Source organism: Micromonospora arborensis, from assembly GCF_003205615.1.
GTDB lineage: Bacteria > Actinomycetota > Actinomycetes > Mycobacteriales > Micromonosporaceae > Micromonospora > Micromonospora arborensis.
Genome location: NZ_PYBV01000015.1, coordinates 72,163 through 98,591 on the forward strand (window position 1 = coordinate 72,163; position 26,429 = coordinate 98,591).

General features: G+C 71.0%; 27 protein-coding genes. 17 read left to right on the forward strand and 10 right to left on the reverse strand.

Annotated features, from left to right (window positions below; all coding sequences use genetic code 11):
- Positions 1-13: 13 nt before the first annotated feature.
- Positions 14-715: an alpha/beta hydrolase gene (locus C7C45_RS13015; RefSeq protein ID WP_208641158.1), complete on the reverse strand. Its 702-nt coding sequence runs from the start codon at positions 713-715 to the stop codon at positions 14-16.
- Between the two features lie 326 nt (positions 716-1,041).
- Here C7C45_RS13015 and C7C45_RS13020 point away from each other — a divergent pair, with 326 nt between their 5' ends.
- Positions 1,042-1,893: an alpha/beta fold hydrolase gene (locus C7C45_RS13020; protein WP_110563906.1), complete on the forward strand. Its 852-nt coding sequence runs from the start codon at positions 1,042-1,044 to the stop codon at positions 1,891-1,893.
- Positions 1,894-1,976: 83 nt separating this feature from the next.
- Here C7C45_RS13020 and C7C45_RS13025 read toward each other — a convergent pair whose 3' ends face one another.
- The 6 genes from C7C45_RS13025 to C7C45_RS13050 are packed head-to-tail and all read right to left on the reverse strand — an operon-like array spanning position 1,977 to position 7,604.
- Positions 1,977-2,993: a methyltransferase gene (locus C7C45_RS13025; protein ID WP_110563907.1), complete on the reverse strand. Its 1,017-nt coding sequence runs from the start codon at positions 2,991-2,993 to the stop codon at positions 1,977-1,979.
- A gap of 52 nt (positions 2,994-3,045) precedes the next feature.
- Positions 3,046-3,675 (reverse strand): hypothetical protein, encoded by a 630-nt coding sequence (locus tag C7C45_RS13030; RefSeq protein WP_110563908.1) that lies wholly within the window; start codon positions 3,673-3,675, stop codon positions 3,046-3,048.
- Positions 3,672-5,078, reverse strand: a complete 1,407-nt coding sequence (locus tag C7C45_RS13035; protein ID WP_110563909.1) for a selenium-binding family protein — start codon at positions 5,076-5,078, stop codon at positions 3,672-3,674. Before C7C45_RS13035 ends, C7C45_RS13030 begins: the two co-directional genes overlap by 4 nt.
- A 14-nt stretch (positions 5,079-5,092) precedes the next feature.
- A complete protein-coding gene (locus tag C7C45_RS13040; protein ID WP_110563910.1) occupies positions 5,093-5,824 on the reverse strand; it encodes an ABC transporter ATP-binding protein in 732 nt (243 codons plus the stop codon).
- Positions 5,797-6,630 carry an ABC transporter permease subunit gene (locus C7C45_RS13045; RefSeq protein WP_110563911.1) on the reverse strand — a complete coding sequence of 278 codons (834 nt, stop codon included), beginning with the start codon at positions 6,628-6,630 and terminating at the stop codon, positions 5,797-5,799. The genes C7C45_RS13040 and C7C45_RS13045 overlap by 28 nt, the downstream gene beginning before the upstream one ends.
- A complete protein-coding gene (locus C7C45_RS13050) occupies positions 6,627-7,604 on the reverse strand; it encodes an aliphatic sulfonate ABC transporter substrate-binding protein (RefSeq protein WP_110563912.1) in 978 nt (325 codons plus the stop codon). Before C7C45_RS13050 ends, C7C45_RS13045 begins: the two co-directional genes overlap by 4 nt.
- A 190-nt stretch (positions 7,605-7,794) precedes the next feature.
- Between C7C45_RS13050 and C7C45_RS13055 the strand changes: the two genes are divergently transcribed.
- Positions 7,795-8,970 (forward strand): LLM class flavin-dependent oxidoreductase, encoded by a 1,176-nt coding sequence (locus tag C7C45_RS13055; protein WP_110563913.1) that lies wholly within the window; start codon positions 7,795-7,797, stop codon positions 8,968-8,970.
- An 86-nt stretch (positions 8,971-9,056) separates the two neighbouring features.
- Here C7C45_RS13055 and C7C45_RS13060 read toward each other — a convergent pair whose 3' ends face one another.
- Positions 9,057-9,875: a hypothetical protein gene (locus C7C45_RS13060; RefSeq protein WP_110563914.1), complete on the reverse strand. Its 819-nt coding sequence runs from the start codon at positions 9,873-9,875 to the stop codon at positions 9,057-9,059.
- Positions 9,876-10,012: 137 nt separating this feature from the next.
- On the opposite strand from C7C45_RS13060, the gene C7C45_RS34050 reads away from it, so the two are divergent.
- From C7C45_RS34050 to C7C45_RS13090, 7 genes are all read left to right on the forward strand, one after another.
- On the forward strand, positions 10,013-10,174 hold the full coding sequence (locus C7C45_RS34050) for a hypothetical protein (protein WP_167454713.1): 162 nt from the start codon (positions 10,013-10,015) through the stop codon (positions 10,172-10,174).
- Between the two features lie 66 nt (positions 10,175-10,240).
- The gene (locus tag C7C45_RS13065) at positions 10,241-10,543 is read left to right on the forward strand and encodes an urease subunit gamma (protein WP_110563915.1); all 303 of its coding nucleotides are present in this window, start codon (positions 10,241-10,243) and stop codon (positions 10,541-10,543) included.
- Positions 10,540-10,887: an urease subunit beta gene (locus tag C7C45_RS13070; protein ID WP_110563916.1), complete on the forward strand. Its 348-nt coding sequence runs from the start codon at positions 10,540-10,542 to the stop codon at positions 10,885-10,887. The genes C7C45_RS13065 and C7C45_RS13070 overlap by 4 nt, the downstream gene beginning before the upstream one ends.
- Positions 10,884-12,587 carry an urease subunit alpha gene (locus tag C7C45_RS13075; RefSeq protein WP_110563917.1) on the forward strand — a complete coding sequence of 568 codons (1,704 nt, stop codon included), beginning with the start codon at positions 10,884-10,886 and terminating at the stop codon, positions 12,585-12,587. Before C7C45_RS13070 ends, C7C45_RS13075 begins: the two co-directional genes overlap by 4 nt.
- The gene (locus C7C45_RS13080) at positions 12,587-13,342 is read left to right on the forward strand and encodes an urease accessory protein UreF (RefSeq protein ID WP_110563918.1); all 756 of its coding nucleotides are present in this window, start codon (positions 12,587-12,589) and stop codon (positions 13,340-13,342) included. Before C7C45_RS13075 ends, C7C45_RS13080 begins: the two co-directional genes overlap by 1 nt.
- Positions 13,332-14,117 carry an urease accessory protein UreG gene (gene ureG / locus C7C45_RS13085; RefSeq protein WP_244200360.1) on the forward strand — a complete coding sequence of 262 codons (786 nt, stop codon included), beginning with the start codon at positions 13,332-13,334 and terminating at the stop codon, positions 14,115-14,117. The genes C7C45_RS13080 and ureG overlap by 11 nt, the downstream gene beginning before the upstream one ends.
- Positions 14,117-14,839, forward strand: a complete 723-nt coding sequence (locus C7C45_RS13090) for an urease accessory protein UreD (protein WP_110563919.1) — start codon at positions 14,117-14,119, stop codon at positions 14,837-14,839. The genes ureG and C7C45_RS13090 overlap by 1 nt, the downstream gene beginning before the upstream one ends.
- Positions 14,840-15,285: 446 nt before the next feature.
- Here the strand turns inward: C7C45_RS13090 and C7C45_RS13095 are convergent, their stop codons facing one another.
- Positions 15,286-15,810, reverse strand: a complete 525-nt coding sequence (locus C7C45_RS13095; protein WP_110563920.1) for a MarR family winged helix-turn-helix transcriptional regulator — start codon at positions 15,808-15,810, stop codon at positions 15,286-15,288.
- A gap of 96 nt (positions 15,811-15,906) precedes the next feature.
- Between C7C45_RS13095 and C7C45_RS13100 the strand changes: the two genes are divergently transcribed.
- The 6 genes from C7C45_RS13100 (at position 15,907) to urtE (ending at position 22,276) form a co-directional block, all read left to right on the forward strand.
- On the forward strand, positions 15,907-16,989 hold the full coding sequence (locus C7C45_RS13100) for a substrate-binding domain-containing protein (protein WP_110563921.1): 1,083 nt from the start codon (positions 15,907-15,909) through the stop codon (positions 16,987-16,989).
- Between the two features lie 430 nt (positions 16,990-17,419).
- Positions 17,420-18,664, forward strand: coding sequence for an urea ABC transporter substrate-binding protein (gene urtA / locus C7C45_RS13105; RefSeq protein ID WP_110563922.1), 1,245 nt, complete (start codon positions 17,420-17,422; stop codon positions 18,662-18,664).
- 75 nt (positions 18,665-18,739) lie between these two features.
- Positions 18,740-19,627 (forward strand): urea ABC transporter permease subunit UrtB, encoded by an 888-nt coding sequence (gene urtB / locus C7C45_RS13110; RefSeq protein WP_110563923.1) that lies wholly within the window; start codon positions 18,740-18,742, stop codon positions 19,625-19,627.
- A complete protein-coding gene (gene urtC / locus C7C45_RS13115) occupies positions 19,624-20,811 on the forward strand; it encodes an urea ABC transporter permease subunit UrtC (RefSeq protein WP_110563924.1) in 1,188 nt (395 codons plus the stop codon). Before urtB ends, urtC begins: the two co-directional genes overlap by 4 nt.
- A complete protein-coding gene (urtD, locus tag C7C45_RS13120) occupies positions 20,808-21,584 on the forward strand; it encodes an urea ABC transporter ATP-binding protein UrtD (RefSeq protein WP_110563925.1) in 777 nt (258 codons plus the stop codon). The genes urtC and urtD overlap by 4 nt, the downstream gene beginning before the upstream one ends.
- Positions 21,584-22,276, forward strand: coding sequence for an urea ABC transporter ATP-binding subunit UrtE (gene urtE / locus C7C45_RS13125; protein WP_110563926.1), 693 nt, complete (start codon positions 21,584-21,586; stop codon positions 22,274-22,276). Before urtD ends, urtE begins: the two co-directional genes overlap by 1 nt.
- A 14-nt stretch (positions 22,277-22,290) precedes the next feature.
- Here urtE and C7C45_RS13130 read toward each other — a convergent pair whose 3' ends face one another.
- Positions 22,291-23,325 carry a LacI family DNA-binding transcriptional regulator gene (locus C7C45_RS13130; protein ID WP_110563927.1) on the reverse strand — a complete coding sequence of 345 codons (1,035 nt, stop codon included), beginning with the start codon at positions 23,323-23,325 and terminating at the stop codon, positions 22,291-22,293.
- Positions 23,326-23,457: 132 nt separating this feature from the next.
- Between C7C45_RS13130 and C7C45_RS13135 the strand changes: the two genes are divergently transcribed.
- Positions 23,458-24,192 (forward strand): LamG domain-containing protein, encoded by a 735-nt coding sequence (locus C7C45_RS13135; protein ID WP_244200361.1) that lies wholly within the window; start codon positions 23,458-23,460, stop codon positions 24,190-24,192.
- A 37-nt stretch (positions 24,193-24,229) separates the two neighbouring features.
- Positions 24,230-26,335, forward strand: coding sequence for a PQQ-dependent sugar dehydrogenase (locus C7C45_RS13140; protein WP_110563928.1), 2,106 nt, complete (start codon positions 24,230-24,232; stop codon positions 26,333-26,335).
- Positions 26,336-26,429 lie beyond the last annotated feature (94 nt).

Sequence of the window (26,429 nt, forward strand, 5' to 3'; positions counted from 1 at the left end):
CGCGCCGTGTGTGTCAGGCGGAGAGTTCCGCCCGGATCAGCGCGGCCAGCTCGGCGGGCTGAGAAAGGAACGGCGAGTGCGAGGAGTTCATCCGCAACACTCGCTCGGCCCGCTTGGACATGAGCTCCTGCGCGAAGGGCGGAAGAGCGTTGTCGGCCTCACAAATGATGTAGGTGCTGGGAATGGTGCGCCACGCCGCCTCGGTCAGCGGCTGCTGCGTCGAGGCCCAGGACTGGAGTCCGAGTTGTGCAATGGCCTGTTCCGCGATTTCCGGCTCGACGTCACCGTAGAAGACCTCGCGGGGCTGCGCGGGCACGATGTGACCCTTGCCCTTCAGGTCCGACTGCTCGTGCACCTCCCACCACGGCGGAGCAACGCCACCGGCGGTGGAGAAGAGCGAATCGCCGACGTCCGGCTGGAAAGCAGCGAGATAAACAATTCGGCGTACGTTGTCCGCGGCAGCGAGCGCCTCCGTGACCGGGGCACCACCGTAGGAGTGGGCGACGACCACGACCGGGCCGTCGATGGCGGCGACGGCGGCCTTGACCACGGCCGCGTCGTCGTAGAGGTCCCCGAGGGCAGTGGGGTCGTTGCCGACGCTGGGTAGCGCAACGGTGTGGATGTCGATATCCGGGAACCGCTCGACGAGCGACTGCCAGACCCAGGGCCCGTGCCAGGCGCCGTGCACGAGAAGAAGCGACGGAAAGGTGCTCAAGATGATGTTCCTGCCCATGCGGGTTCGAATGAATTAATCTGGAGTTCACCGACGCCCAGCACCGCGGCGCGGGTGCCCGGCTGAGCGGCGGCAGCGGAAATATATGCCGCTACTTTCGGGTAGCGAGATGCGGTCGACTATGAGCCAAGCCACAACTCCGTCGGTGGCGGTTCCGCTGTGAGTCACCACACGCTGCCCGAAATCCATGTCCGTGGACATGCACCCGATCCCGGCCCGCCTGGGGCCTGTTCGGCCGCCCGCATATCCGCCGATCCGGCGGGAAAGCGCAGACGTCCGACAGCCCGAAACCGGAGCAGGAGACAAACATGCCTTTCATCACCGTGGGAACGGAAAACTCCGCGCCCATCGACCTGTACTACGAGGATCACGGTTCCGGTAAGCCGGTGGTGCTGATCCACGGGTTCCCGTTCAACGGCGCGACCTGGGAGAAGGAGACCACCGCGCTGCTCAACGCCGGATACCGGACGATCACCTACGATCGGCGCGGTTACGGCAACTCGGCCCAACCGACGTTCGGGTACGACTACAACACGTTCGCCGCGGACCTGGACGTCCTGATGACCGAGCTGAACCTGAGCGACGTGACCCTGGTGGGGCACTCGATGGGCACCGGCGAGGTGATCCGTTACCTGGGCAACTACGGCTCCCAGCGGGTGAGCCGGGCCGTGCTGCTCAGCCCGCTGCAACCGATGCTGGCCAAGGCCAAGGACAATCCGGAGGGCGTCGAGCGAAGCCTCTTCAAGGGTTTCCAGGACGCCATCATCAAGGATCGGTTCGCCTACCTGACGTCGTTCTGCGACGCGTTCTTCAACCCGGATCAGAACATGGGCAAGCGGGTCAGCGAGGAGGCGTACCGGGCGCACTGGCAGATCGGTGCGATGGCCTCCGCCAAGGGCACCCACGACAGCGTGGACTCCTGGCAGGAGGACTTCCGGCCCGACCTGAAGAAGATCGATATTCCGGTGTTGATCGTGCAGGGTGACCAGGACCGGGTGCTGCCCTATCCGGTTACCGGTCAGCGGCTCGGCCCGATGATGCCGACCGGCCAGCTCATCACGCTCAAGGGCGCGCCGCACGGCATTCCGTGGACACACGCCGACGAGATCAACAAGGCGATCATGGACTTCATGAAGCAGCCGGCCAAGGCTCGCGCCTGACCCGTACCGGTAGCCGTTCGGACACCAGCGCCGCGAGGACGCTGCGACACCCGGCCCCTCCCGGGGCCGGGTGTCGTCGGTCGTCAGGGCCGCCGGGCCACCACCGCGCCGTTGGCCCCGGGAGCGTCGAACGGCACCGTACGCACGTCGACGAAGCCGGCATCGGTCAGCCAGGCGGCATATTCGGCGCCCGAGTAGTTTCGGCCGCCCTCGGTCTCGACCAGCATGTTCATGCCCATCAGCGCCGCCTCGGGCGGCCCGGTGCGCTCGTCGTTCAGCAGCAGTTCACAGACGACGATCGTCCCGCCCGGCGGCAGCGCCGCGTGGCACCGGGCCAGCAGCGCCCGGTTCGTCGGCTCGTCCCAGTCGTGCAGGATCATGCTGAGCAGGATGACGTCGTGCCCGCCGGGCAGCGCCGGGTCGGCGAGGAAGTCCCCGGCGAACGTGTCGATCCGCCCGGTCAGGCCCGCCTCCGCGATCCGCTCCCGCGCCCGTACGCAGACGTGCGGCAGGTCCAGGACGGTCGCCCGCAGCTCAGGCAGGCGTCGGCAGAACTCGATCGGGAACGCCCCGGCACCGCCGCCCACGTCGAGCAGACGGTTGTGCCCGGAGAAGTCGTACGCGTCGGCCAGCGCGGTGGCGGTGAAGCTGGACGTGGAGAACATGGCATCCCAGAACTGGGCCAGCATCTCCGGGTCGGAGGTGTCGAACATCGACTGCTGGGATTCCGGGTCCCAGGTCAACGGCCGATCCGTGCGCAGAGCCTCGCCGATGCGGTGCCAGGGCAGGTAGGTGCGCTGGTCCGAGTAGCGCACCTGGGCCCCGAAGTAGTACGGGCGACCCTCGACCAGGAACTGCTCGGCCAACTCGGAGTTGCAGTACCCGTCGCCGGCCTTCTCCAACAGGCCGAGCGAGGCACTGGCCGCCAGCAGCAGGTCAGCGGGCCGGTCGGGCAGCCCGAACTCGGCGGCGGCCTGGTCGACGGTCATCGTCCGCCCACCGGCCAACCGGGTGAACAGGCCGAGCTCGACGCCGACCGCGAGGGTCTTGAACCCCCATACACCGGCCACCAGACGCATCAGGGGAGTCGGAGTGTTCATCGCGACATGAGATCACAGAAAGCGTCCCTCCACTATGGGCGTCGCTCGGGGGTCAGGCCCGGATCAGCGTCACCAGCCCGGCGGTGACCAGCACGCCAGCCCACAGGCGGTCCACGTTGAACCAGGCCCGACGCAGCACCCCGACCCCGAGCACCTGGTAGACCAGCATCGCGATGACCAGGGCCGTGCCGAGCATGGCCACGGTGTGCACCCCCGCCGCGGCGAGCCCGGCCAGCGCGCCGACCGGGGCGGCGCTCAGGTGCCCGGGGTGGCCTCCGGGCACCGGCTCCGTGACCAGCACCGGCAGCAGCATCAGCCCCGCGCCGTGCGCCGACGACATGAGGAACGACCAGCCCGCGAGTTGCGCCGCGGACAACCGCATCCCCGCCCAGCGGAAGTGCCGCTGGGAGAGCAGCCGCCACAGCCCGAAGGCGACCAGCAGCACCCCGCCGACCACCGCCAGGGTGGTGCTCGCCGTCACCGACCGGGTCGCGGTCACCAGCGCGGCGACGATCCCCACCGAGGCGAGATGTCCCGCCGCGATCGGCAGCAGCGACCGCAGCAGGACCGCCCGGCTGCGTTCCTGCAGGCCCCGGGCCACCGCGAACAACCAGCCCATCGCCGGGTTCAGGCCGTGGAACGCGCCGAGCGCCGCGAGCGTCGCCCAGGTGGTGACGGTCACGGAAAGCAGTACGAGTCGGAGGACGCGTCCCCGCCCTGCAACCGGGTCTGGTGCACCCGCAGGCCGCGGAACTCGTCCCCGTGGGGGAAGAACCTCTCGTCGGGGGTGAGCCCTCCGGCGTCGACGTCGACGTCGAGCTTGGCCAGCCAGGCACCCACCCCGTCGGGGTAGAACTGGTCGTCCCACGCGCCGTAGAGGGAGTTGCTGACGTAGACCCGTTTTCCGTCGCGGCTGACCTCCACCATCTGCGGACCGCCGGCCAACGCCTCGTCGGGGGCAGCCGGATGCGCCGTACGGCGGACGATCCCGCCAAGGTGCACCGAGCCCGTCTGCACGGGGCGCATCGGGTCGCTGACGTCGTACTGGCGCAGCTCTCCGGTGCCCCAGCAGGAGACGTAGAGGAAGCGGTCGTCGACCGACAGGTCGATGTCGGTCACCAGCGGCGGCACCGCTCCGAACGGCTTGAGCAGATCGGGCAGGTTCGCCGGGTCCGCCGGCTCGGCCGGGATGTCGATCACCTTCGTGACCGCCCAGGCATCGCCGTCACGGTGCCACAGCCAGATCGAGGCGGACAGGTCCTCGACGCTGATCACCACCCCCACGAACCCGTACGACTTCGTCGGATCGTGCGCCGGGCGTAACTCCAGCGGCATCTGGTACGCGTCGCCCAGGTCGACCCGTTGCACGTGTCGACGCTTCGCGAGGTCCCAGAAGTGGATGGCGTGGCCGTAGCGGCGGCCCAGCAGCAACTCGCCGATGATGCCGTCCTCGATCATCGACGGGGTGCCCCACTCGCTGGTGACCAGCACGTCCTGGGTGAGGTGCCACCACACGTCGTACGCCAGGAACTGCGGGCCCCGGTCGGCCTCCCACGCCCCGCGCACCTCGAACGTGGTGTGGTCGAGGATGGCGATGCCTCCCGGCCCCTCGGCGCCGTCCGCGCCTCCGAGGGCGGAGAGGTAGATGCCGTCCGGACCACAGTGCACGGTGTGCGGGCGGGAGTACCCGGCCCGTTCCGCCAGTTCCTCCGGCCCGATCACCTTGACGACCTGCGGCTGGCGGGGGTCGGGTTGGGTGTCGACGACGTGGATCCGCGACGACCGCAGACCGGGCACGATCAGATAGCGCCGTTCGACGTGTGGGTGCGGCGCGGTCGGGCAGAGCGCGCTGCTGCACGCGTTCCAACCGAAGTGATGCAGCTCGTCACCGAGGTGCGGCAGGTCGGTCCAGCCGACGACCCGGCCGTAGTCGGGGGAGTCGGGGTCGGTGTCCAGCACCACGATGGCATCCGGGCGGCTGGCCGTACGGTCGAAGGCGGCCACGTAGGCGAGCTTCTCCGCCGGCGCGGTCGCCGCCTCGCGGGGCGAGGGGTAGAAGGTGGGATCGGGGGTCCAGCGGGTCATCACAGCTCCGCTCGTCAGGTGGTGGGAACTCCGAGTCGGTCGAGCAGGTGGCGGCGCAGCGCGCCGAATGCCGGATCGTCCGGCGTACGGGTGGGGGCGAGGTCGACGGGCAGGTCCGCGGCGATGCGGCCCTCGTCGAGGAGCAAAATCCGGTCGGCGAGCAGGAGCGCCTCCTCCACGTCGTGGGTGACCAGCAGGGCGGCGAAGCCGTGCTCGGCGCGTAACCGGCGCAGCAGGACCTGCATCCGCAGTCGGGTCAGCGCGTCCAGGGCGCCAAACGGCTCGTCGAGCAGCAGCAGGTCCGGTTCGCGGACCAGGGCTCGCGCGACGGCCACCCGTTGCGCCTGCCCGCCGGACAGCTCCGCCGGCCAGGCGCGGTGCCGATCGGCGAGCCCGACCTCGGCCAGTGCGCGCTGGATCCGCCCGTCGGTGTCCGCCCCGGACAGCCCGAGGCCGACGTTGGGCGCCACCCGCTTCCACGGCAGCAACCGGTGCTCCTGGAAGACCACGGCGGCGGTGCCGTGCACGACGATCTCGCCGCTGGCCTCGCCGTCCAGTCCAGCGAGAATCCGCAGGAGCGTGCTCTTGCCGGAGCCGCTGCCACCGAGCAGGGCCACCACCTCGCCCCGTGCGATGGTCAGGTCGACCCCGGCCAGCACGACCGTCGGCCCGAACGCCCGGTGCACCGCGTGGGCGGTCAACACCGGCGTCGCGCCGCTCAGGTGGCCCGCAGTCCGCGACGCCATGTCAACATCCTCCTCTCCAGGATGCGCAACGCAAGGTCGGATATCAGCCCCAGCAGCGCGTAGACGAGCAGGCCGAGCACCACCACGTCGGTCTGGCTGAACTCCCGCGCCTCCATCATCAGAAAGCCGATCCCGGTCTGGGCGTTGACCTGCTCGCCGACGACCAGGCTGAGCCAGGCCGCGCCGATCGCCAGCCGTAGGCCGAGGAAGAGCGACGGCAGCGCCCCGGGCAGCACCACGTGCCGCAGTCGGGCGGCCTGCCCCAGGCCGCAGGTGCGGGCCGCCTCCACCAGCCGTTCGTCGATGTCCCGGATGCCGGCGTAGGTGTTGAAGTAGATCGGGAAGAACGCGCCCAGGGCGACCAGGCTGATCTTGAGCGATTCACCGATGCCGACCCAGATGATCAGCAACGGGACGAGGCCCAGGTGCGGCAGCATCCGGGCCATCTGCACCGGGGGGTCGACCAGGTCGTCGCCGAGCCGCAACAGCCCGGCCACGGTGCCCAGGGCCAGGGCCAGGAGACCGCCGATCAGCAGGCCCGCCCCAGCCCGGGTCAGGGAGTCCAGCAGGTGGATGCCGAGCGTTCCGTCCCGGCTCAACCGCCAACCGGTGACCAGGACGTCGCTGGGCGCGGGCAGTTTCTCCGCTGCCAGCAGCCCGGTCCGTGCGGCCAACTCCCAGCCCAGGACCAGCACCACCGGGCTCACCACCCGCCGCCAGCGCCGGGCCGGCCGCTGACGGCGGGGTACGACCGGCGCCGCCGCCGTGACCTCGTCGGGCGCCTCGACGAGCGTCGTACGACTCACTGGAACACCGCGCTGAACCGGTCGTCGACCCGCGCTCGAAGGTCGACCGGTCCCGGGATGAGCTCCAAGGCGATGAAGCTGTCGGTGATCGCCTGAAGTTCGTCGCCGATGGCCGGGCTGACCGGGGCGAGGGGCTTGGCGCTGCGGGCCAGGGCGCGGCTGGTGACGTCCTGCGGGATCTTCAGCTCCGGCGCGAGGGTGCTGGCCCGCTCCTCCGGGTGGGTGATGCCCCAGTCGGTCACCTCGCGGTAGCGCTGGAGGAACGCCCGGATCTCGTCGGACCGCTTGTCGACCGCCTGGGGTGCGGCCAGGACGTACTCGCGGTTGCTGGCCAGGCCGGTCGCGTCGGCGAGCACCTGGACACCCGGTTGCTCGGCCAGGGCGAAGTACGGGTCCCAGATCACCCAGGCGTCGATCTGGCCGCCGTCGAACGCGGGCCGCCCCTCGGCGGGCTTGAGGTACTTGACCTGGATGTCCTTCAGAGTCATGTTGTTCGCCTCCAGCAGCCGGACCAGCAGCCAGTGCACGTTGGAGCCCTTGTTCAGGGCGATCGTCCTGCCCTTCAGGTCGGCGAAGGTGCGGTAGCCACGGTCTGCCTTGACCAGCACGGCCTCACCCTGCGGGATCGGCGCCGAGGTGCCGATGATGGAGAACGGAATCTTCCCGGCCGCGGCGAAGACGGGTGGCGCCTCGCCGACCTGTCCGATGTCGATGGACCCTGCCTTGAGCGCCTCGGTGAGCGCCGGGCCACTCTCGAACAGTGACCACTGCACATCCGGTGCGGCGCCGCGCGCCTTGACCAGGCTCAGCCCGCCGAAGCGCTGGTAGCCGACGCGGAGTTTGCCCTTGCTGCCGCCCGCATCGGCGGGCCCGCCGCACGCGCTCACCGCCACCGTGGCGAGCAGCGCCACGGTGGTGAGCGCGGCCGTCAGGAGGCGGCGATGCGGGGGGCGGCTCGTCGACGGCGTGGGCATGGCGGCTCCTCGGGTCGGGCATGTGGGTTGGGGCGCATCGACGGCTGTCGGCGCCGTGGGCGGTAGCCTACTAACCCGGTAGGTTTTATGGGTAGGCTGTCGGTGGGATCGTCCCACCCCTCAGGAGGTGCCCGCTCGCCGCGTGCGCCGCCGGACCCATACCCGCCGTGCCCACACGGAAAGAGCCGAGATGACCCTCACCTTCCACTGGTTCCTGCCCACCAACGGCGACAGCCGGGACATCGTCGGCGGCGGACACGGCGTACCGACCGGTGCCGCCGGAGGCGCCCGCCCGGCCAGCGTGGCCTACCTGGGGCAGATCGCCCGCACAGCCGAGCAACTCGGCTTCGTCGGCGCCCTCACCCCGACCGGCGCCTGGTGCGAGGACGCCTGGCTCAGCACCGCGATGCTCACCGAGGTGACCGAGCGGCTCAAGTTCCTGGTCGCCTTCCGACCCGGGCTGCTCACCCCCACGCTCGCCGCCCAGATGGCCTCGACCTTCCAGCGGCTGTCCCGGGGCCGGCTGCTGCTCAACGTGGTCACCGGCGGCGAGTCGACGGAGCAGCGGGCCTACGGCGACTTCCTGGACAAGGACGCCCGGTACGCCCGGTGTGACGAGTTCCTGCACGTCGTGCGCGCGCTGTGGCGCGGCGAGACGGTCGACCACGCCGGCGCGCACGTGCACGTCGAGCAGGCACGGCTGCACCGCCTGCCCGACCCGGTCCCGCCGGTCTACTTCGGTGGCTCCTCCGCGGCCGCCCTGCCGGTGGCAGCGCGGCACAGCGACGTCTACCTCACCTGGGGCGAGCCACCGGCCCTGGTCGCCGCCAAACTGGAGCGGGTCCGGGCGCTGGCCGCCGACGTCGGGCGCGAACTGCGCTTCGGCATTCGGCTGCACGTCATCGTCCGGGACACCGCCGAGCAGGCCTGGACGCAGGCCCAACGCCTGCTCGACGGTGTCTCAGAGGCCGACATCCGGTCGGTGCAGGAGGGGCTGCGCCGCAGCGAGTCCGAGGGGCAGCGCCGGATGCTCGACCTGCACGGCGGCTCCCGCGACGGCCTGGAGGTCGCACCCAACCTGTGGGCGGGGGTCGGGCTGGTCCGCGGTGGGGCCGGCACCGCACTGGTGGGCAGCCACACCGAGGTCGCCGACCGGATCGCCGAATACCACGCACTCGGCATCGACGAGTTCATCCTCTCCGGCTATCCGCACCTGGAGGAGGCGTACTGGTTCGGTGAGGGCGTACTGCCGATCCTGCGCGACCGCGGGCTCTGGCAGCACCCCGACGGCCAGCCGGGGACCGCCGACCACGTCGACATCCCCTTCACCCGGGGGCCAGCGCCGCAGCCCGTCGTGGCCCGCTGACCGGCCGACCCGCCGCGCCGCGAGGCTCACCACCGTGCTGCGGGCTGCCATCCCGACCAGCACCGGAATCCCGCCGACCACCCACCTCAGAGGCCGGTGGCGTCCCAGACCACGACATAGACGACGAATGCCTGGTCGTCGCGGGTCCGGGTGATGGTTGCGAACCCGACGCGCCCCTCCGAGGTACGGAAGCAGAAGTCCGCCCCCGGCGTGAACGACGCCCGTGCCGACCCGGAGCCGTCGACGGCGCAGACCGGGTACGCCCGACCGGGGTTGCCGCCGGAGTACTGGTACACGTTCGGCGGGTTGGCCACCTGGATGTTGTCCGACCGCACCTGCCCCCAGTCGTGGTACAGGTCGAGCCCGTCGGTGGCCCCGTCGGTGTGCTTCGCGACAACCTGCTGATCCGGCCGGTCGACGTCGACCGCCGCGCCGCGGGGCAGCACCACGTTGCCGTCCACGAGGACGCGCGGCGCGTCCGGGTCGACCACTGCCGTACCGGGGGCGGTCGGAGTGGCTGGCGTCGGAGAGGACCCCACGGTCGGGGTTGCGGCGGTGCTCGGCGGCGAGGCTCCGCCCACTGTCGACGGTGTCGGCGTCGTGGTGCCACCGGCGACGGGTGGCGGCGACGACTGGCGGCCGACCTGTGTCGCCACAACACCGCCGAGCAGCACACAGCCGAGTGCGAGCAGGGCGACCGCCAGCCTGGTTCGCTGGTACCAGAACCAGAACCCGCCGAGCAGCAGCACGGCGGTGAGGGCGAGGACGATCAGCAGTACGTCCCGGCGCAGCACGCCCTCCACCGTCGTGACCACACCGAGGACGTTGGCGGCCACCCCGACCACGGTGAGCGTCCGCAGCCGCCGCTCGCCGTCGCCGTTCGCCGCAGGCGCTGACTCCTGCATCGGGTGCCTCCCCGGTTGCCGGTGCCCGATCGCGCCGAGGCCCGACCGGGGACGACGGAAAGCCCGCCCAGATCATGCTCCCACCGCCTCGCACGCCGTCGGGGGTCAGGACACACGGTGGACTGTTGCCTCGGCCGGTGGCGATCCTCTACGGTCTGCTCAGCGGTGGGCGGTGCGGTCCGCATCCGACCCGACACCGCCGGTTGCCCGTCGTGCGGGCCGGGATGGTGGAGTCCCGGGTCGACCCGTCGGCGGTGACCCGGCGGTCGTGTGACTCCCAGCTCGTCCCCGGGCGCTGATGCCCGGCGCGGCTCCGTGCGGAGCCGACGGCGAGCCGGGCACGCCGACCCCACCGGGAGAGCCCCGTGTTCCTCAGCCCGCACGAGCAGGACCGCCTGCTCATCCACGTCGCGGCCGATGTCGCCCGCGCCCGCCGCGAACGCGGCCTGCGCCTCAACTACCCCGAAGCCGTGGCGGTGCTCACCGCGTTCCTCCTCGAAGGGGCCCGCGACGGCCGGTCGGTGGTCGACCTGATGTCCGCCGGTCGAACGGTGCTCGGCCGTGACGACGTCCAGGACGGTATCCCCGAGCTGCTGAGGGAGGTGCAGGTGGAGGCAACGTTCCCGGACGGCACCAAGCTGGTGACGGTGCACCACCCGATCCCGTGATCCCCGGGGAGATCCTGCCGGCGGCCGACCCGGTGCAGATCAACGTGGGCCGCCCGGTGACCACCCTGCTTGTGGTCAACACCGCCGATCGCCCGGTGCAGGTCGGCTCGCACTACCACTTCGCCGAAGCCAACCCGGCGCTGTCCTTCGACCGGGGCGCGGCCTGGGGGCAGCGGCTCGCCGTTCCGGCAGGCACCTCGGTCCGGTTCGAGCCGGGTATCAACCGCAGCGTCGACCTCGTACCGCTCGGCGGGGCACGGATCGTGCCGGGCCTGCGCGGAGAGTGCGCGGGACCGTTGGACCCGCCGCCGCACGCGGCGATTGCCGACGGGTCGCCGCGGTGACCGCCGTGCGGCGGGACCGCTACATCGACCTGTACGGGCCGACGACCGGTGACCGGATCCGGCTCGCCGACACCAACCTGCTGATCGAGGTGGAGACCGACCACTGCGTGGGCGGCGACGAGGCCGTCTTCGGCGGCGGGAAGGTGATCCGCGAGTCGATGGGGCAGTCCCGTGTCACCCGGGCCGAGGGTGCGCTGGACACCGTCATCACCGGCGCGGTGGTGCTCGACCACTGGGGAGTGGTCAAGGCCGACGTGGGGCTGCGCGACGGGCGGATCGCGGCCCTGGGTCGGGCCGGCAACCCGGACACCATGCCCGGCGTCCATCCGGACCTGGTCATCGGCCCGTCGACCGAGGTGATCGCCGGCAACGGGCGGATCCTCACCGCCGGCGCGGTCGACACCCACGTGCACTTCATCTGCCCGCAGATCGTCACCGAGGCGCTGGCCAGTGGCATCACCACGATGGTCGGAGGCGGCACCGGGCCGGCCGAGGGGACCCGGGCGACCACGGTCACCCCGAACGCCTGGCACCTGGCCCGGATGCACGAGGCCCTGGACACTCTGCCAGTCAACGTGCTGCTGCTCGGCAAGGGCAACACCGTCTCCAGCGAGGCGCTCTGGGAGCAGTTGCGGGCCGGCGCGGGCGGGTTCAAGCTGCACGAGGACTGGGGCACCACACCTGCGGCGATAGACGCCTGCCTGCGGGTGGCGGACGCGTCCGGCGTCCAGGTGTCGATCCACACCGACACGCTCAACGAGGCCGGCTTCGTGGCCGACACCCTGCGGGCGATCGGCGGGCGGGCCATCCACTCGTACCACACCGAGGGAGCCGGTGGCGGGCACGCACCGGACATCATCACGGTGGCCAGTGAACCGAACGTGCTGCCGTCGTCGACCAACCCGACCCGGCCGTACACCGCCAACACCCTCGCCGAGCATCTGGACATGTTGATGGTCTGCCATCACCTCAACCCGTCCGTGCCGGAGGATCTGGCCTTCGCCGAGAGCCGGATCCGACCATCCACGATGGCCGCCGAGGACCTGCTGCACGACCTCGGGGCGATCTCCATCATCGGCTCCGACGCGCAGGCGATGGGCCGTGTCGGCGAGGTGATCATGCGAACCTGGCAGAGCGCGCACGTCATGAAGGACCGGGTCGGCGCACTGCCGGGTGACGGCGCCGCCGACAATCACCGGGCCCGACGGTACGTGGCCAAATACACCATCTGTGCGGCCATGGCCAACGGGTTGGAGCACGAGGTCGGCTCGGTCGAGCCGGGCAAGCTCGCCGACCTGGTGCTCTGGGACCCGGCGTTCTTCGGCGTACGGCCGCACCTGGTGCTCAAGGGCGGCATGATCGCGTACGCCCAGATGGGTGACGCCAACGCCTCGATCCCGACACCGCAACCGGTGCTGCCCCGGCCGATGTTCGGCGCGTACGGCACTGCGGCGGCCGCGACCAGCCTGGCCTTCGTGGCGCCGGCGGCCCTGGAGGCAGGGCTCCGCCTGGACGTGCGACGCCGGGTGGTGCCGGTCAACGACGTGCGGTCACGGGGTAAGGCCGACCTGCCGGAGAACAACGCGATGCCGCGAATCGAGGTGGACCCGGACACCTTCACCGTACGGATCGACGGTGTGGTGGTGGAGCCGGACCCGGTGACCCGCCTGCCGATGGCCCAGCGCTACTTCCTGTTCTGATGGCGACGCCGAGCCTGCTGTTGCTGCTGGCAGACGGACGCTTCCCGGCCGGGGCGCACGCGCACTCCGGCGGTCTGGAGGCGGCCGTCGCGGCGGGCCGGGTCACCGACCTGGTCTCGTTGGAGGCGTTCCTGGCCGGACGCCTGGCCACCGCCGGTCTCGTCGGTGCGGCGTTCGCGGCAGCCGCACACCGGGTCGCGGTCGACGGAGCTGTCGACGCAGCAGAATCCGCCGACGCCGTCGGGTCGACCGCACGGACGGGCATGCTGGCCCGGTCCGCCGTGCGGTCGTGCACGTTGGCCCAGCTCGACGTGGAGCTGGACGCACGTACCGCGTCGCCGACGTTGCGGACGATCTCCCGCCGACAGGGTCGTGCGCTGCTGCGCGCCGGCCGGGCCATCTGGCCGGATGCGCCGTTCGGCGACCTGCCCGCGACGTCCGACGGCGTGCACCAACCGCTGGTGCTCGGGCAGCTCTGTGCCGCAGCGGGGTTGTCCCGTGTCGAGACCGCCACGGTCGCCGCGTACGGGACGGTGACCGGGGCGGCCAGCGCCGGCGTGCGCCTGCTCGGTCTCGACCCGTACCAGGTCCAGGCCTTGCTGGTCGGTCTCGCCGAGGCCTGCGACGGCACGGCGGCCGACGCGGCGCAGGCAGCCGACGATCCACCGGAGCGGCTACCCGCCGCGGCCGCTCCGCTCGCCGACATCCATGCCGAAATCCATGCCACCTGGGAGGTGCGTCTCTTTGCGTCCTGACACTGCTGTGCCGAACGCGGTGCCCACTGTCGAGCCGATCCCGTCGCTGGCGGCCGCCCCACCGCACGACGAGACCGTTCCCCACACCCACCCCGAACCAGGGGTGGACCCACACCCTCCGCTGGCGCGTGCGGGTCGTGCACTGCGGGTCGGCATCGGCGGCCCGGTCGGGTCCGGCAAGACGGCCCTGGTGGCCGCGCTCTGCCGTGCCTTCGCCGACGAGCTACGGCTCGGCGTGGTGACCAACGACATCTACACGACCGAGGACGCCGACTTTCTCCGGCGGGCCGGAGTGCTGGACCCGGCCCGGATCCGCGCGGTGGAGACCGGTTGTTGCCCGCACACCGCGATCCGCGACGACATCGGCGCCAACCTGGATGCCGTGGACGAGTTGGCCGAGACGGTCGGCCCGTTGGACCTGGTGCTGGTGGAGAGCGGCGGGGACAACCTGACCGCGACGTTCAGCCGAGGTCTGGTCGACCGGCAGATCTTCGTGGTCGACGTGGCGGGAGGGGACAAGGTGCCCCGCAAGGGCGGGCCCGGGGTCACCGCCGCCGACCTCCTCGTGATCAACAAGACCGACCTGGCACCGCTGGTGGGCGCTGACCTCGCCGTGATGGAGCGTGACGCGCGGGCCCGGCGCGGCGACCTGCCGACCCTCTTCCTGTCCATCGTGGGTGACCCCATGGCGGGCCGGGTCGCCGACTGGATCCGGCACGAGTTGGCTCACCACGCCACCCTGCATCCGGTCGCCGTACCGGTCGGTCCGGCCTGATGCGAGCGCTCGCCCGGCTGGTTGCCCGGGCCGACGGCCGGGGCGGCACGGTCCTGGTCGAGCTGCACAGCGAAACGCCGCTACTGCTGCGGCAGACCCCGACCGACGACGGTGTGGCCACGGTGCACCTCGTCGGCGGGGCGGCCGGCCCGATCGCCGGCGACGATCTGCGGCTGGAGATCGAGGTGGGGCCGGACGCGGCGGTCCGGGTGCACACCGTCGCCGCGTCGATCGCCCTACCGGGCCGGCCCGGTGCCGTGTCCCGGATGGCGGTACGGGCGGAGGTCCAGGCCGGTGCCACGCTGCACTGGCTACCCGAACAACTGGTCGCGGCGGCCGGCTGCGCGCACCTGGCCGAATCCCGGATCGGCCTGGCCGCCGGGGCCAGCCTCCGTTGGCGCGACGAGCTGATCTGCGGCCGGTACGGCGAGGCACCCGGCGGCGCGGTCGTGCACACCCAGGTCGACTACGCGGGCCGGCCGTTGCTGCGGCAGTCCCTGGCCGTGGGACCGCAGGCACCCGGCTGGGCGGGGCCGGCCGTGCTCGATGGCGCACCGGCCACCGGCTCGCTGCTGGTGGTGGACCCGTCGCGGCCGGCCGAACCGGCGTACGTCCGGTCCGACGTGACCGCCGCCCGACTGCCGCTGGCCGGAGGCCCGGCGACACTGTGGACCGCCACCGCCCCGGACGCACACACCCTGCGTGCCCATCTCACGGGCTAGGAGTTACCGCGCCGGCCGCCGACGCGGTCTGGGCTGGCTACGCGGTCGTGGCGGGCGGTGCGGTCGTGGCTGGCTGCGTGCTGCGGGCTGGCTGCGCGGTCGTTGGCAGGCCGCGCGGTGTGTTGGTCGCATGCGCGCACTGTTCCTGGTGTTGCTGGTCCCATGCGCCGAGACTGGTCGATCGCCTGTTCTAGGCGCCCGGCACGATCGCCCCACGACGGCGGTGCTGCTTGATAGCGATATACCTCTGAGGCATGAATATGACTCACAGGTATATCGCTCTCAGGTGACCTGCCGGTCAGGCCGGCCTGCTGTGACAACTCATCCAGAAGCCGGTCCGCCGACGCGCCCCCGGCCACCAGCGCACCCCTCGGCTGCTGGGGCGGGGTCGGCGAGTGGGGCTCAGCGAGCGCGGGGTCAGCGAGCGCGGGGTCAGTGCGTGCGGGTCAGTAGGCGCGGGTTGGCGACTGCGCTGGCGTCGGCAGGGTCGCGGCGGCGAGATGGGATGAGGGGGTCGCACGGCGGGCCGGGTCGAGGCGGTCGATCAGGTCGTCGAGCGCGCTGACCAAACTGGCGGCCGACGGCACGTCCAGCTCGACGGTCGGCGAAATGCCCAGCTCTGCCAGGCTGGCTCGGACCCGCTCGTCGAGGCGGGCGTGCTCGCGCCGACCCCGGGCGGTGAGATAGGCGCGGATCCGCCGACGGTCCATCGGGTCGATTCGACGGAAGACGAGGTTGCGGTCGACCAACTGGTCGACCAACTTGGTGAGGGTGCCCGGAGGCAGTGAGGCCTCGGCGGACACCTCGCTCATCGGGTGCCCCTGGCCGTCGGCGAGCAGGCAGAGCACCCGCCACGCCTCGATGGTCAGCGCGTCGCCGGCCAGGACGGCGCCCAGCCGGCGGGAGAGCAGCCGTTCGGCGCGGGTGAGCGAGCGCAGCAGGTCGGCTGGCGCCCCGGGCACGTCTGACATGAAACCCCCTGGGCCGGTGGCCCTGTCATGGTAGCGAGTCGTCCCGGTCCGTGGTGAGCTCTGGCCTTCCGTCCTGGGCCGGGCAATCATGTGCACATGTCCGCGCCGGCACCGCCGTGGCTGACCGTCGACCGTGCCGTGGTCAGCATCGCGTTGGTCTACCCGATGCGCGGGCCGGCCGGCATGTTCGGCCCCACCTGCGAGCTGTGCGCGCAACTCGCAGTCGAGGAGATCAACCGGTGCGGCGGCGTGCTGGGTCGAGAGGTGCGGCTGGTGCCGGTCGACGGCGGAGCACCGCCGGCCGAGGTGGCCGCCGAGGTCGAGGCGCTGGTCTCGGTGGGGGCGGTGCAGGGGGTGACGGGGTGGCACATCTCCTCGGTGCGCCAGGCGCTGGCACCTCGGGTCGCGCACCGGGTTCCGTACGTCTACACCGCGCTGTACGAGGGTGGTGAGCGTACCGAAGGGGTCTTCCTGACCAGCGAGACGCCGGATGCCCAACTGTGGCCGGCGATGCGGCTGCTCGCCCGCGAGCAGGGGGTGCGTCGGTGGTTCGTGGTCGGTAACGACTACGTGTGGCCGCGGCGAACGGCGGGAGCGGCCCAGCGGTACGCGCTGCGCGGCGGCGGGCAGGTGGTGGGTCAGCATTTCCTGCCGTTGGACGCGCACGACTTCGGCGAGGTGTTGCGTCGCATCGAGCACAGCGACGCGGACGCGGTGTTGATGCTGCTGGTCGGTGCGGACGCGGTGCGGTTCAACCGAGCGTTCGCCCGAACCGGCCTGGACCAGCGCTGTCTTCGGCTGAGCACGCTGATGGACGAGAACATGTTGCTGGCCAGCGGTGCCGGCGCGACGCGACGGCTGTACAGCACCGCGGGCTTCTTCGCCGGGCTGGTGACACAGGAGAACCTCGACTTCCACGGCGAGTTCGCCAGTCGTTTCGGGGTCGAGGCACCACCGCTGGGCAGCCTGGGGGAGTCCTGCTACGAGGGTGTGATGCTGCTGGCCGCGCTGATCGGTCAGGCCCGCACCCTCGACGTGCGGGCCATCGAGACGGCCGCCGACTCCGTGGCGTACCACGGGCCGCGCGGGCGGCTGCGGCTGCGCGGGCGGCACGTGCGACAGCGCATCTACCTGGCCGAGGCCGATGGGCTCGACTTCACCGTGCTCGCTCAACTCTGACTCGGGTGCCGACAGCCGTCCCAGCGGCCGACCAGACCCTTGACAGCTCCACCCGATCCGACCCTAAGATGCTTCCTGTGTGAAGGATCTGGCCTCTGAGGTCACCCGTCCCCATTGTGCGCCCACCGTCGGCGGAATCGCCCGCCGACCATTGTGGTGACATTTTTATCGAGTCTCTCCGCGCGGCCGGCACCGTTCCTCAACGGGTGCCGGCCGATTTTCGTTGACGTCTCACCAGCAGCGCGGAAACAGTCAATTAAGGACTGGGAAACACCCGCGCAATGATGCCGGTCGACGCTTTGCCTGCCCATATTCGAACCGGTGCCCGCAGGCGGCGTCCACCCGCCGACCTCGGCGTCGCCCACGTCAGCTCCACCGGACCGCACCCTCCGTCCAATCGCCACTCGACGTGCACCGCAGGGGAGACTTGATGTCACTATTCCGGGGCCGCCGCATCCTGACGGGTGCCATGACCCTGGTCGCCGCGGCCGCGATGACCGCGTGCGGCAGCAAGACCACCGACGATCCGAGCGCGACCGGCGTCACGGCCGACGTCACCGGCGACACCGTCAAGGTGGGCCTGCTCAACTCGCTCTCCGGGACCATGGCGATCAGCGAGGTCACCGTCCGCGACTCCATCATGCTCGCCGTCGACGAGATCAACGCGGCCGGCGGAGTCCTCGGCAAGAAGATCCAGCCGATCGGTGAGGACGGCGCCTCGGACTGGCCCACCTTCGCCGAGAAGGCGGAGAAGCTCATCTCCGAGGACCGGGTCGCCGCCGTCTTCGGCTGCTGGACGTCCGCCAGTCGCAAGGCGGTCAAGCCGGTGTTCGAGAAGAACAAGGCGTTGCTGTTCTACCCGGTGCAGTACGAAGGGCTGGAACAATCGCCCTACATCTTCTACACCGGTGCGACGACCAACCAGCAGATCGTTCCCGGGCTCGACTACCTCAAGGCACAGGGTGCGAAGTCGGTCTATCTGGTCGGCAGCGACTACGTCTTTCCCCGCACCGCGAACAAAATCATCAAGGCGTACGCCGCCGCGAACGGGATGACGGTGCTCGGCGAGGATTACGCGCCGCTCGGATCCACCGAGTTCGGCACCATCGTCAACAAGGTCAAATCGTCGGGCGCCGACGCCGTGTTCAACACCCTCAACGGTGACAGCAATGTGGCCTTCTTCAAAGAATACAAGTCGGCTGGCCTGACCGCGACCGCGATGCCGGTGGTGTCGGTGTCGATCGCCGAGGAGGAGGTGAAGGGCATCGGCACCCAGTACCTGGAGGGTCAGCTGACCGCCTGGAACTACTACCAGACCACCCCCGGGGCGGCGAACTCGAAGTTCGTGGCCGCGTACAAGGCGAAGTACGGCGCGGACAAGCCGACAAGTGACCCGATGGAGGCCGCGTACGTCGCGGTGCACCTGTGGAAGGCGATGGTCGAGAAGGCCGGCGCGTTCGACGTGGAGAAGGTCCGTTCCGCCTCGGGTGGGATCACGTTCGACGCCCCCGAGGGCACGGTCACCGTCGACGGTACGACGCAGCACATCGCCAAGACCGCCCGGATCGGCAAGGTCGGCGCGGACGGCCTGATCACCGAGGTGTGGAACTCCGGCAAGCCGGTCTCGCCGGACCCGTACCTCAAGACCTACCCCTGGGCGAGTGGCCTGAGCTGACGACGCCGGCCCGGGCGGGGCGCGTTGCCGCGCGGTCCGCCCGGGCCACCCGACCAGCAGTACGGAGTACCCACCGTGACAGTCCTCTTCGGTCAACTCTTCACCGGCATCAGCATCGGCGCGGTGCTGCTGCTCATCGCTCTCGGCCTCGCGCTGACCTTCGGCCAGATGAACGTGATCAACATGGCGCACGGTGAGTTCATCATGGCCGGCGCGTACACCACCTATGTCCTGCAGCAGAGCATCACCGGGGCCGGCTGGTCGCTGGTGGTCGCGTTGCCGGTGGCGTTCGTGGTCGCCGGCACGATGGGCGTCCTGCTGGAAATCCTGCTCATCCGCCGGCTCTACGCCCGGCCGCTGGACACCCTGCTGGTCACCTGGGGAGTGTCGCTGATGCTGCAGCAACTGGCCCGCGACGTCTTCGGCAGCCCGAACGTGCAGACCCGTGCCCCCGAACTGCTGACCGGTAACGTGGCGTTGCCCGGCGGGCTGACCATCGCGAACAACCGGCTGTTCATCCTGGCCCTGGCGCTGGCCGCTGTCGCCGCGCTCACCCTGGCGCTGCGGCTCACCCCACTCGGGCGTCGCATCCGGGCCGTGGTGCAGAACCGCGACCTCGCCGCGGTGTCCGGCGTCCCCACCGCCCGGGTCGACCGGACGACCTTCTTCCTCGGTTCCGGCCTGGCCGGGCTCGCCGGGGTGGCGCTCACCCTGCTCGGTCCGATCGGCCCGACCATGGGCACCAACCTGATCATCGATGCCTTCCTGGTCGTCGTGGTCGGTGGGATCGGCCAGCTCAAGGGCAGCGTCATCGTCGCCTTCGCCCTCGGTGTGCTGCAGGCCACCGGGGAGTACCTGACCACCCTCAGCGTCGCCAAGGTGATCGTGTTCGTGGCGATCGTCGCGTTCCTCCAGTGGCGGCCACAGGGCCTGTTCACCCTGCGGACCAGGAGCCTCGCATGACCGCCGTCACCCCCGCGCCCCCCAGCATCGCCGATGATCCGGCGCCCACCGGCGTCGTACCCCCGGCCCGGCCCGGTGGTCGTTTCCGGCTGCGCACGGCGGCCGGCTTCGCGTTCGGCGCGGCGCTGCTGTTCGCCGTGGCGCCCCTGGTGTTGTCGGACTTCCGGCTGTCGCTGCTCGCCAAGTACCTCTGCGTCGCCATGGTCGCGGTCGGCATCGGGATCGCCTGGGGTCGGGGCGGGATGCTCACCCTCGGCCAGGGCGTCTTCTTCGGCCTCGGCGGCTACGCGATGGCCATGCACCTCAAGCTCGCCGACGCGGGCCCGGGTGGGATGCCCGACTTCATGCTGCTGTACGGGCAGCTCGACGAACTGCCCCTGTGGTGGAGACCGTTCGCCAGTCCGTGGTTCGCGCTGCCCGCGACGGTGCTGCTGCCGATGGTTGTCGCCTTCGGGCTCGGCTCGCTGGTCTTCCGCCGCCGGGTCCGAGGCGCGTACTTCGCCATCCTCAGTCAGGCGCTCGCCGCCGCGATGGTGATCCTGCTGATCGGGCAGCAGGGCACGACGGGCGGCACCAACGGGCTCACCGACATCAAGGGTTTCTTCGGCTACGACCTGGACGACCCGGTCAACCAGCGAATGGTCTACTTCATCATCGCCGGGACGCTGCTGGCGTTGCTCGCGCTGACCCGCCAACTCATCCACAGCCGCTACGGCGAGCTGCTGGTGGCGGTCCGCGACGGTGAGGAGCGGGTCCGCTTCCTCGGCTACGACCCGGCGTCGGTCAAGCTCGTCGCGTACGTCGTCGCCGCCGGGATGGCCGGCCTGGCCGGGGCGCTGTTCGTGCCCGCGGTGGGCATCATCTCGCCCGCGCTGATCGGCATCGTCCCGTCGATCGAGTTCGTCATCGGGGTCGCGGTGGGTGGACGGGCGACCCTGCTCGGTCCGGTGCTCGGCGCGGTGGCGGTGGCCTGGGCGCGTACCACTCTGTCGGAGCGTTTCCCCGGCACCTGGACGTACCTGCAGGGTCTGCTCTTCGTGGTGGTGGTGGCGTTCCTCCCCGGCGGCCTGGCGTCGCTGTGGGCGCTGGCGCGCCGCCGTGCCGGCGACGCGGAGTCGCGCCGGCGTGGGTGGTTGCCACTGGGTCGACGGCGTGTCGAGCGGACGGAGGTGCCGGCAGCATGAGCGGAGACCGGCTGGACGGTCTGTCCGTCCGCGACGTGCGGGTCAGCTTCGACGGTTTCACGGCGGTCGACGGCGTCTCGTTGGAGGTGCCCGCAGGCGACATCCGGTTCCTGATCGGGCCGAACGGTGCCGGCAAGACCACCCTGGTCGACGCGATCACCGGGCTGGTCCGGGCCACCGGTTCGGTCCGGTTCGGTGACCACGAGTTGCTCGGCCGGCCGGTGCACCGGATCAGCCGGCTGGGTATCGGGCGGACCTTCCAGACCTCGGCGGTGTTCGAAGAACTGTCCGTGCTGCAGAACCTCGACATCGCGGCGGGTGCTCGGCGCAGCCTGGCGACTCTGGCCCGCCGTCGACGGGAGGTTCCCGACGAGGTGGCCGCCGCGCTGGAGACCATCGGGCTGGCCGAGCGGGCCGGGCACCCCGCCGGGACGCTCGCGCACGGCCAGAAGCAGTGGCTGGAGATCGGCATGCTGTTGGTGCAGGACGCCCGCCTGCTGCTGCTCGACGAACCGGTCGCCGGGATGAGTCACGAGGAACGCGACGCCACCGGCGCCCTGCTGGAGACGGTGAGCCAGGACCGCACGGTCGTGGTGATCGAGCACGACATGGACTTCCTGCGCCGATTCGCGCGCAGCGTGACCGTGCTGCACGCCGGTCGGGTGCTCAGCGAGGGCACGGTGGCGCAGGTCCAGGCCGACCCGCGCGTGCAGGAGGTCTACCTTGGCCACCCGGTCGACGCCGGGTCGGCCCCCACCGGTCGGGAGGCATGATGCTGACGCTGCGCGGGGTGCACGCCGGGTACGGGCGTAGTCGGGTGCTGCACGGTGTCGACCTCGACGTCCCGCCCGACGGGGTGGCCGCGGTACTCGGGCACAACGGCGCCGGCAAGAGCACCCTGCTGCGGGTCGCGGCCGGCCTGCTGCGCCCGAGCGCCGGCATCGTCGAGCTGGACGGCGAGGACGTCACCCGCCTCGGGCCGCACGATCGGGTGGCGCGGGGGATGGCGTACGTCCCGCAGGGCCAGCAGTGCTTCCCGCACCTGACCGCGGCGGAGAATCTGCGGCTGGTCGCCGACGGCCGGCGCGACGGTGCGGTGGCCACCGCGGAGGTGCTGGATCTCTTTCCGGCACTGCGCCCGCTGCTGCGGCGCCGGGCCGGGTTGCTCTCCGGCGGTCAGCGCCAGCAACTGGCCATCGCCCGGGCGCTGATCACCCGGCCGCGGCTGCTGATGCTCGACGAACCGACCGAGGGCATCCAACCGTCGGTGGTCGCGGAGATCCAGGAGCGGATCATCGAGCTGACCCGACAGTCCGGGTTCAGCGTGCTCCTCGTCGAGCAGCACCTCGGTTTCGCGCTGCGGGTGGCGGACCGCTATCACGTACTGGAATCCGGCCGGGTCACCTCGCACGGCGACGGGGGCGTCACGGCGGAACGGGAGGTCCGCGCGGCCCTGGCGGTGTGAGGCGGCCGAGGTGGTCAGGTCTTCGGTGCGGGCCCGGTCGAGTCGCGGACGACCAGCAGGTGCCCCGTGGGTCGGCGGCGGGGGCGTGTCGCGCGTGGTTTGAGCGCGAGGGTGAGCGCCGTGCGGCCCATCTCGGTCATCGGCAGGCGGATGGTGGTGAGGCTGGGCGCGAGGTCGGCCGCCACGGAGACGTCGTCGAAGCCGACGACGGACATCCGCGCGGGCACCGGCACACCGCGGGACCGCAGCGTCGACAGCACACCCATGGCCATCGCGTCGTTGAGCGCGATGATCGCTGTCGTGTCCGGATGCTCGTTGAGGATCTGCTCGGTGGCCGCACGCCCGCCGCCGCGCGTGAAGTCGCTGTGCACGACGACGAGGTCGGCGGGGGACCGACCCCGTTGCCGCAGGGCCGACGACACACCGGCCAGCCGATCGGCGACGGTGGTGAGACCGGCGCTGCCCGCGGCGACCGCGATCCGCCGGTGACCGAGGTCCATCAGGTGCTGGGCGAGTGCGACACCGCCGGCCTCGTTGTCCGGCAGGACGGCGTCGATGCCGAGCGCGTGCCGTCCGATGGCCGCGGCGCGTCCGCCGTGGTCCTGGAACGCGGCCAGTTCGGCGCGGGCCGCAGCCTCCACCCGTGGGTCGTCGTAGCCGGAGCCGCTGATCAGTACGATGCCGACCCGCTGGGCGATCAGGTGGCGCAGCTGTTGCAACTCGTAGTCGGGGTCGCGTCCGGACTGGCAGATCTGCACCAGCAGCCCCTGTTCGGCGGCGAGCTGGATGACTCCGGCGGCGATCTCGGAGAAGTACGGGTCGTCGACCTGGTGGACGATCAGGCCCACGGTGGAGCTGGCCCCGCTGGCCAGGGTGCGGGCGTACGGGTTGGCGACGTATCCCAGCTCGTGCGCGATCTGCCGGATCCGGTCGGCCACCTCGGCGCTGACCCCCTCGCGGCCGGCGAGGGCCCGGGATGCGGTCGCCAGCGAGACGGCGGCATGTTCGGCCACGTCCACGAGGCGCGGCCGCTGGTTGGCCCTGGGCATCCGCAACCCCCAAAGACATCTACGCCACCCGATCTATTGCCAGTGGCGTTCATCGAAGCCTAGGGTACGTAAGCGCTTACGTAAGCGCTTACGTGACCGGCACCGGCCTGCCGTGAAGTGAGGTGAACGCCCATGTCCAACGGCGGGGCCGCGATGCGGGTGCCGGACCACGCGTACCGGGGCAGCCGCAACGCGGTGCGGACGCGGCAGGTCGACCCGGCGGTGGCCGGCAACGACGACTGGAAGGCCGGCACCTGGTCGGCCAGCGGTGTGCGGACGCTGCGCGCCTTCAGTGCCACCGGTGGCACCACCGTGATGGGCTGGTTCAAGCTGAACATGGACAGCCCGCTGCCCAACTCCACCACCTCCGACCCGGACGACCGGTACAACGCGATCGGGCTGGCCGGAGTGCTGACCGGCGACTCCGACGGCCACGGCGTCCGCGCCCTGCTGGAGCTGATCGACGTCGACGGGGAGTTGCGTCTCGTCGCGCTCGGCCGACGCCTCGACGGCGGCAACTCCCAGACCTTCGCCGCGAACCAGGACTGGCGGGAGTTGCTGCCGGTGGGGGAGTGGGTGCATCTCGCCGCCACCTTCGACTTCGGCACCGGGGCACTCGCCCTCTACCGTGACGGCGAACCGGTGGACGGCTTCTACACCCGCACCGACGACCCGTGGCTGGTGTCCGGGCCCGGCCCGCACGTGACCACGGCCTCCGACCCTCGGGGCATCAAGATCGGTGGAAGCTTTCCCCAGGACACGCTGGAGCGCAACCCGTGTGACTGCCGCATGGACGGCCTGATGTTCCTCGACAGTGTGGTCTCCGCGCACGACGTCCGGAGGCAGTACCGCCACCTGGCCCGCTGACCACCCTCGGCACCGTCCCACCGAGAAGGAGACACGCGTGCTCATCCTCCACCGCCGCGCCGGCGGAGTCCGCCGATCCGCGCTGACCGCCGGCCTCGCCGCCCTCGCGCTGGTCCTGTCCACCCTGGTCGCCAGCCCCGCCCGGGCCGCCGACGCGGTCTACGACCCGATCCCCGAGATGCCGATCCAGTCCCGGCTCGGGCTGGTGCTCAGCGAGTACACCAGTCTCCCGCAGTCACGACCCACCCCGGCCCCGACCGACCCGCGGCTCATGCGTACCGCGCGGATCAACACCATCATGGAGTTGCCCGACGGCTCCGGCCGACGCGCGGTGCCCGACCTGAACGGCAACCTCTACCTGGTCGAGGACGGCGTACCGCACGTCTACCTCGACGTGGCGGCGACGTTCGCGCCGCGGTTCTTCTCCGGTCGTGGTCTCGGCCAGGGCTTCGGGTATGTCGCCTTCCACCCGGAGTTCGGTGCCAACGGCCGGTTCTACACCATCCACACCGAGCTGGCCTCGGCGGCGACGAGCACGCCGCCGGACCACACCCAGCCGAACGCGATCTACCACGGTGTCATCACCGAGTGGACGGCGACCGACCCGGCCGCCGCCACGTTCGCCGGTACCCGCCGCGAGGTGCTGCGCATCGGCTTCGGCGGTCAGGTGCACGGCATCCAGGAGATCAACTTCAACCCGACGGCCAAGCGCCACGACGCCGACTACGGCCTGCTGTACCTCGCGGTCGGCGACGGCGGTCAGGGCGCCCGCAACACCGACCCGCAGAATCTGGGCCTGCCGCACGGCAAACTGCTGCGGATCGACCCCCGGGGTACCAACTCGGCCAACGGGCGGTACGGCATCCCACCCCGCAACCCGTTCGTCGGCCAGACCGGCGCGCTCGGCGAGATCTACGCCGTGGGCTTCCGGGACCCGCACCGGTTCAGCTGGGACCGGGCGACCGGCCGGATGTACCTGGGGCACATCGGTGAGCACGCCGTCGAGGCGATCTACGAGGTCCGCGCCGGCGACAACTTCGGCTGGAGCGAGCGCGAGGGATCCTTCGTCTTCGACAGGGCGGCCACGAACCCGTGCGACCGGTTGTTCCCGCTGCCCGCCGACGACGACCGGTACGGCTACACGTACCCGGTCGCCGCGTACGACCATGACCCGGCCGCGGGCTGGAACTGCACCGACGACGTCGGTGTCGCGGTGGCCGGCGGGTTCGTCTACCGGGGGCGGGCGCTGCCCGCGCTGCGCGGCAAGTACGTCTTCGGTGACCTGGTCGACGGCCGGGTGCTCTACACCGAGGCGAACGAGATGCGCCGCGGCCGTGGCCTGGCCCCGATCCACCAGCTCGCGCTCTTCGACGCGGCGGGCGGCCCGGTCCGGATGCGGGACCTCTCCGGGCCCGGTGCGCCGGGCGACCCCAACCGGGTGGATCTGCGCTTCGGCACGGACGCCGCCGGTGAGCTCTATCTAGTCGCGAAGGCCAATGGGAAGATCTGGAAGGTGACCGGGACCAGGGAGTTCGCCAGCGGCGATGTCGGGCACACGACCCTGCGCCGTACCGCCGGGGCCGCCAACTGGACGCCGGTGACGCCGGCCAAGTGGCAGTTCACCCGCGACCAGGTCATCCTCGCCGAGGCCGGGGAGAGCCGGCCGGGCCCGCGCCGGCCCTTCGAGTACGCCACACTGACCGCCGGCCCGACGTGGTCGTCGGTGCAGGTCGACGCTCAGGTACGCCTCGACACCCCGGTAGAGGTCACCAACCGTGATGTGATCATCGTGTTCGGCTGGCGTTCGGACACCGAGTTCTACTACGCCCACCTCTCCACCGACAACACGATCTATCCGCACAACGGCATCTTCAAGGTCGACAACGCCGACCGGGAGCGGATCGACCACCAGTGGAACGGCCGGTCCCGCGGCGCCAACCCGGCCATCACCGATGCCCGGTGGCACGACGTCCGGGTGGTGCACCTGCCGGCGACCGGTGAGATCGCGGTCTACGTCGACGGACACAAGGACCCGCTGTTGACCGCGAAGGACACCACGTTCGGCTCGGGGCGGGTGGGCTTCGGCTCGTTCGACAACGTCGGCCGGGTACGGAACCTGACCGTCACCGGCACGCCGGCCTGAGCCGTGTCGCGGTGGAGGCCAGCCCTCCGCTGCGGCTGGCCCGCCATGCCGATGTGCTGTTGAGCGATATGCCTCAGAGGTATGAATATGACTC

What these genes read in the sequence shown, in the direction of transcription:
- C7C45_RS13020 (WP_110563906.1), top strand. Translation starts at nt 1,042, where the DNA reads ATGCCTTTCATCACCGTGGGAACGGAAAACTCCGCGCCCATCGACCTG.
- C7C45_RS13025 (WP_110563907.1), bottom strand. Translation starts at nt 2,993, where the DNA reads ATGAACACTCCGACTCCCCTGATGCGTCTGGTGGCCGGTGTATGGGGG.
- C7C45_RS13035 (WP_110563909.1), bottom strand. Translation starts at nt 5,078, where the DNA reads ATGACCCGCTGGACCCCCGATCCCACCTTCTACCCCTCGCCCCGCGAG.
- C7C45_RS13040 (WP_110563910.1), bottom strand. Translation starts at nt 5,824, where the DNA reads ATGGCGTCGCGGACTGCGGGCCACCTGAGCGGCGCGACGCCGGTGTTG.
- C7C45_RS13050 (WP_110563912.1), bottom strand. Translation starts at nt 7,604, where the DNA reads ATGCCCACGCCGTCGACGAGCCGCCCCCCGCATCGCCGCCTCCTGACG.
- C7C45_RS13055 (WP_110563913.1), top strand. Translation starts at nt 7,795, where the DNA reads ATGACCCTCACCTTCCACTGGTTCCTGCCCACCAACGGCGACAGCCGG.
- C7C45_RS13060 (WP_110563914.1), bottom strand. Translation starts at nt 9,875, where the DNA reads ATGCAGGAGTCAGCGCCTGCGGCGAACGGCGACGGCGAGCGGCGGCTG.
- C7C45_RS13080 (WP_110563918.1), top strand. Translation starts at nt 12,587, where the DNA reads ATGGCGACGCCGAGCCTGCTGTTGCTGCTGGCAGACGGACGCTTCCCG.
- C7C45_RS13090 (WP_110563919.1), top strand. Translation starts at nt 14,117, where the DNA reads ATGCGAGCGCTCGCCCGGCTGGTTGCCCGGGCCGACGGCCGGGGCGGC.
- C7C45_RS13095 (WP_110563920.1), bottom strand. Translation starts at nt 15,810, where the DNA reads ATGTCAGACGTGCCCGGGGCGCCAGCCGACCTGCTGCGCTCGCTCACC.
- C7C45_RS13100 (WP_110563921.1), top strand. Translation starts at nt 15,907, where the DNA reads ATGTCCGCGCCGGCACCGCCGTGGCTGACCGTCGACCGTGCCGTGGTC.
- urtA (WP_110563922.1), top strand. Translation starts at nt 17,420, where the DNA reads ATGTCACTATTCCGGGGCCGCCGCATCCTGACGGGTGCCATGACCCTG.
- urtC (WP_110563924.1), top strand. Translation starts at nt 19,624, where the DNA reads ATGACCGCCGTCACCCCCGCGCCCCCCAGCATCGCCGATGATCCGGCG.
- urtD (WP_110563925.1), top strand. Translation starts at nt 20,808, where the DNA reads ATGAGCGGAGACCGGCTGGACGGTCTGTCCGTCCGCGACGTGCGGGTC.
- urtE (WP_110563926.1), top strand. Translation starts at nt 21,584, where the DNA reads ATGCTGACGCTGCGCGGGGTGCACGCCGGGTACGGGCGTAGTCGGGTG.
- C7C45_RS13130 (WP_110563927.1), bottom strand. Translation starts at nt 23,325, where the DNA reads ATGCCCAGGGCCAACCAGCGGCCGCGCCTCGTGGACGTGGCCGAACAT.
- C7C45_RS13135 (WP_244200361.1), top strand. Translation starts at nt 23,458, where the DNA reads ATGTCCAACGGCGGGGCCGCGATGCGGGTGCCGGACCACGCGTACCGG.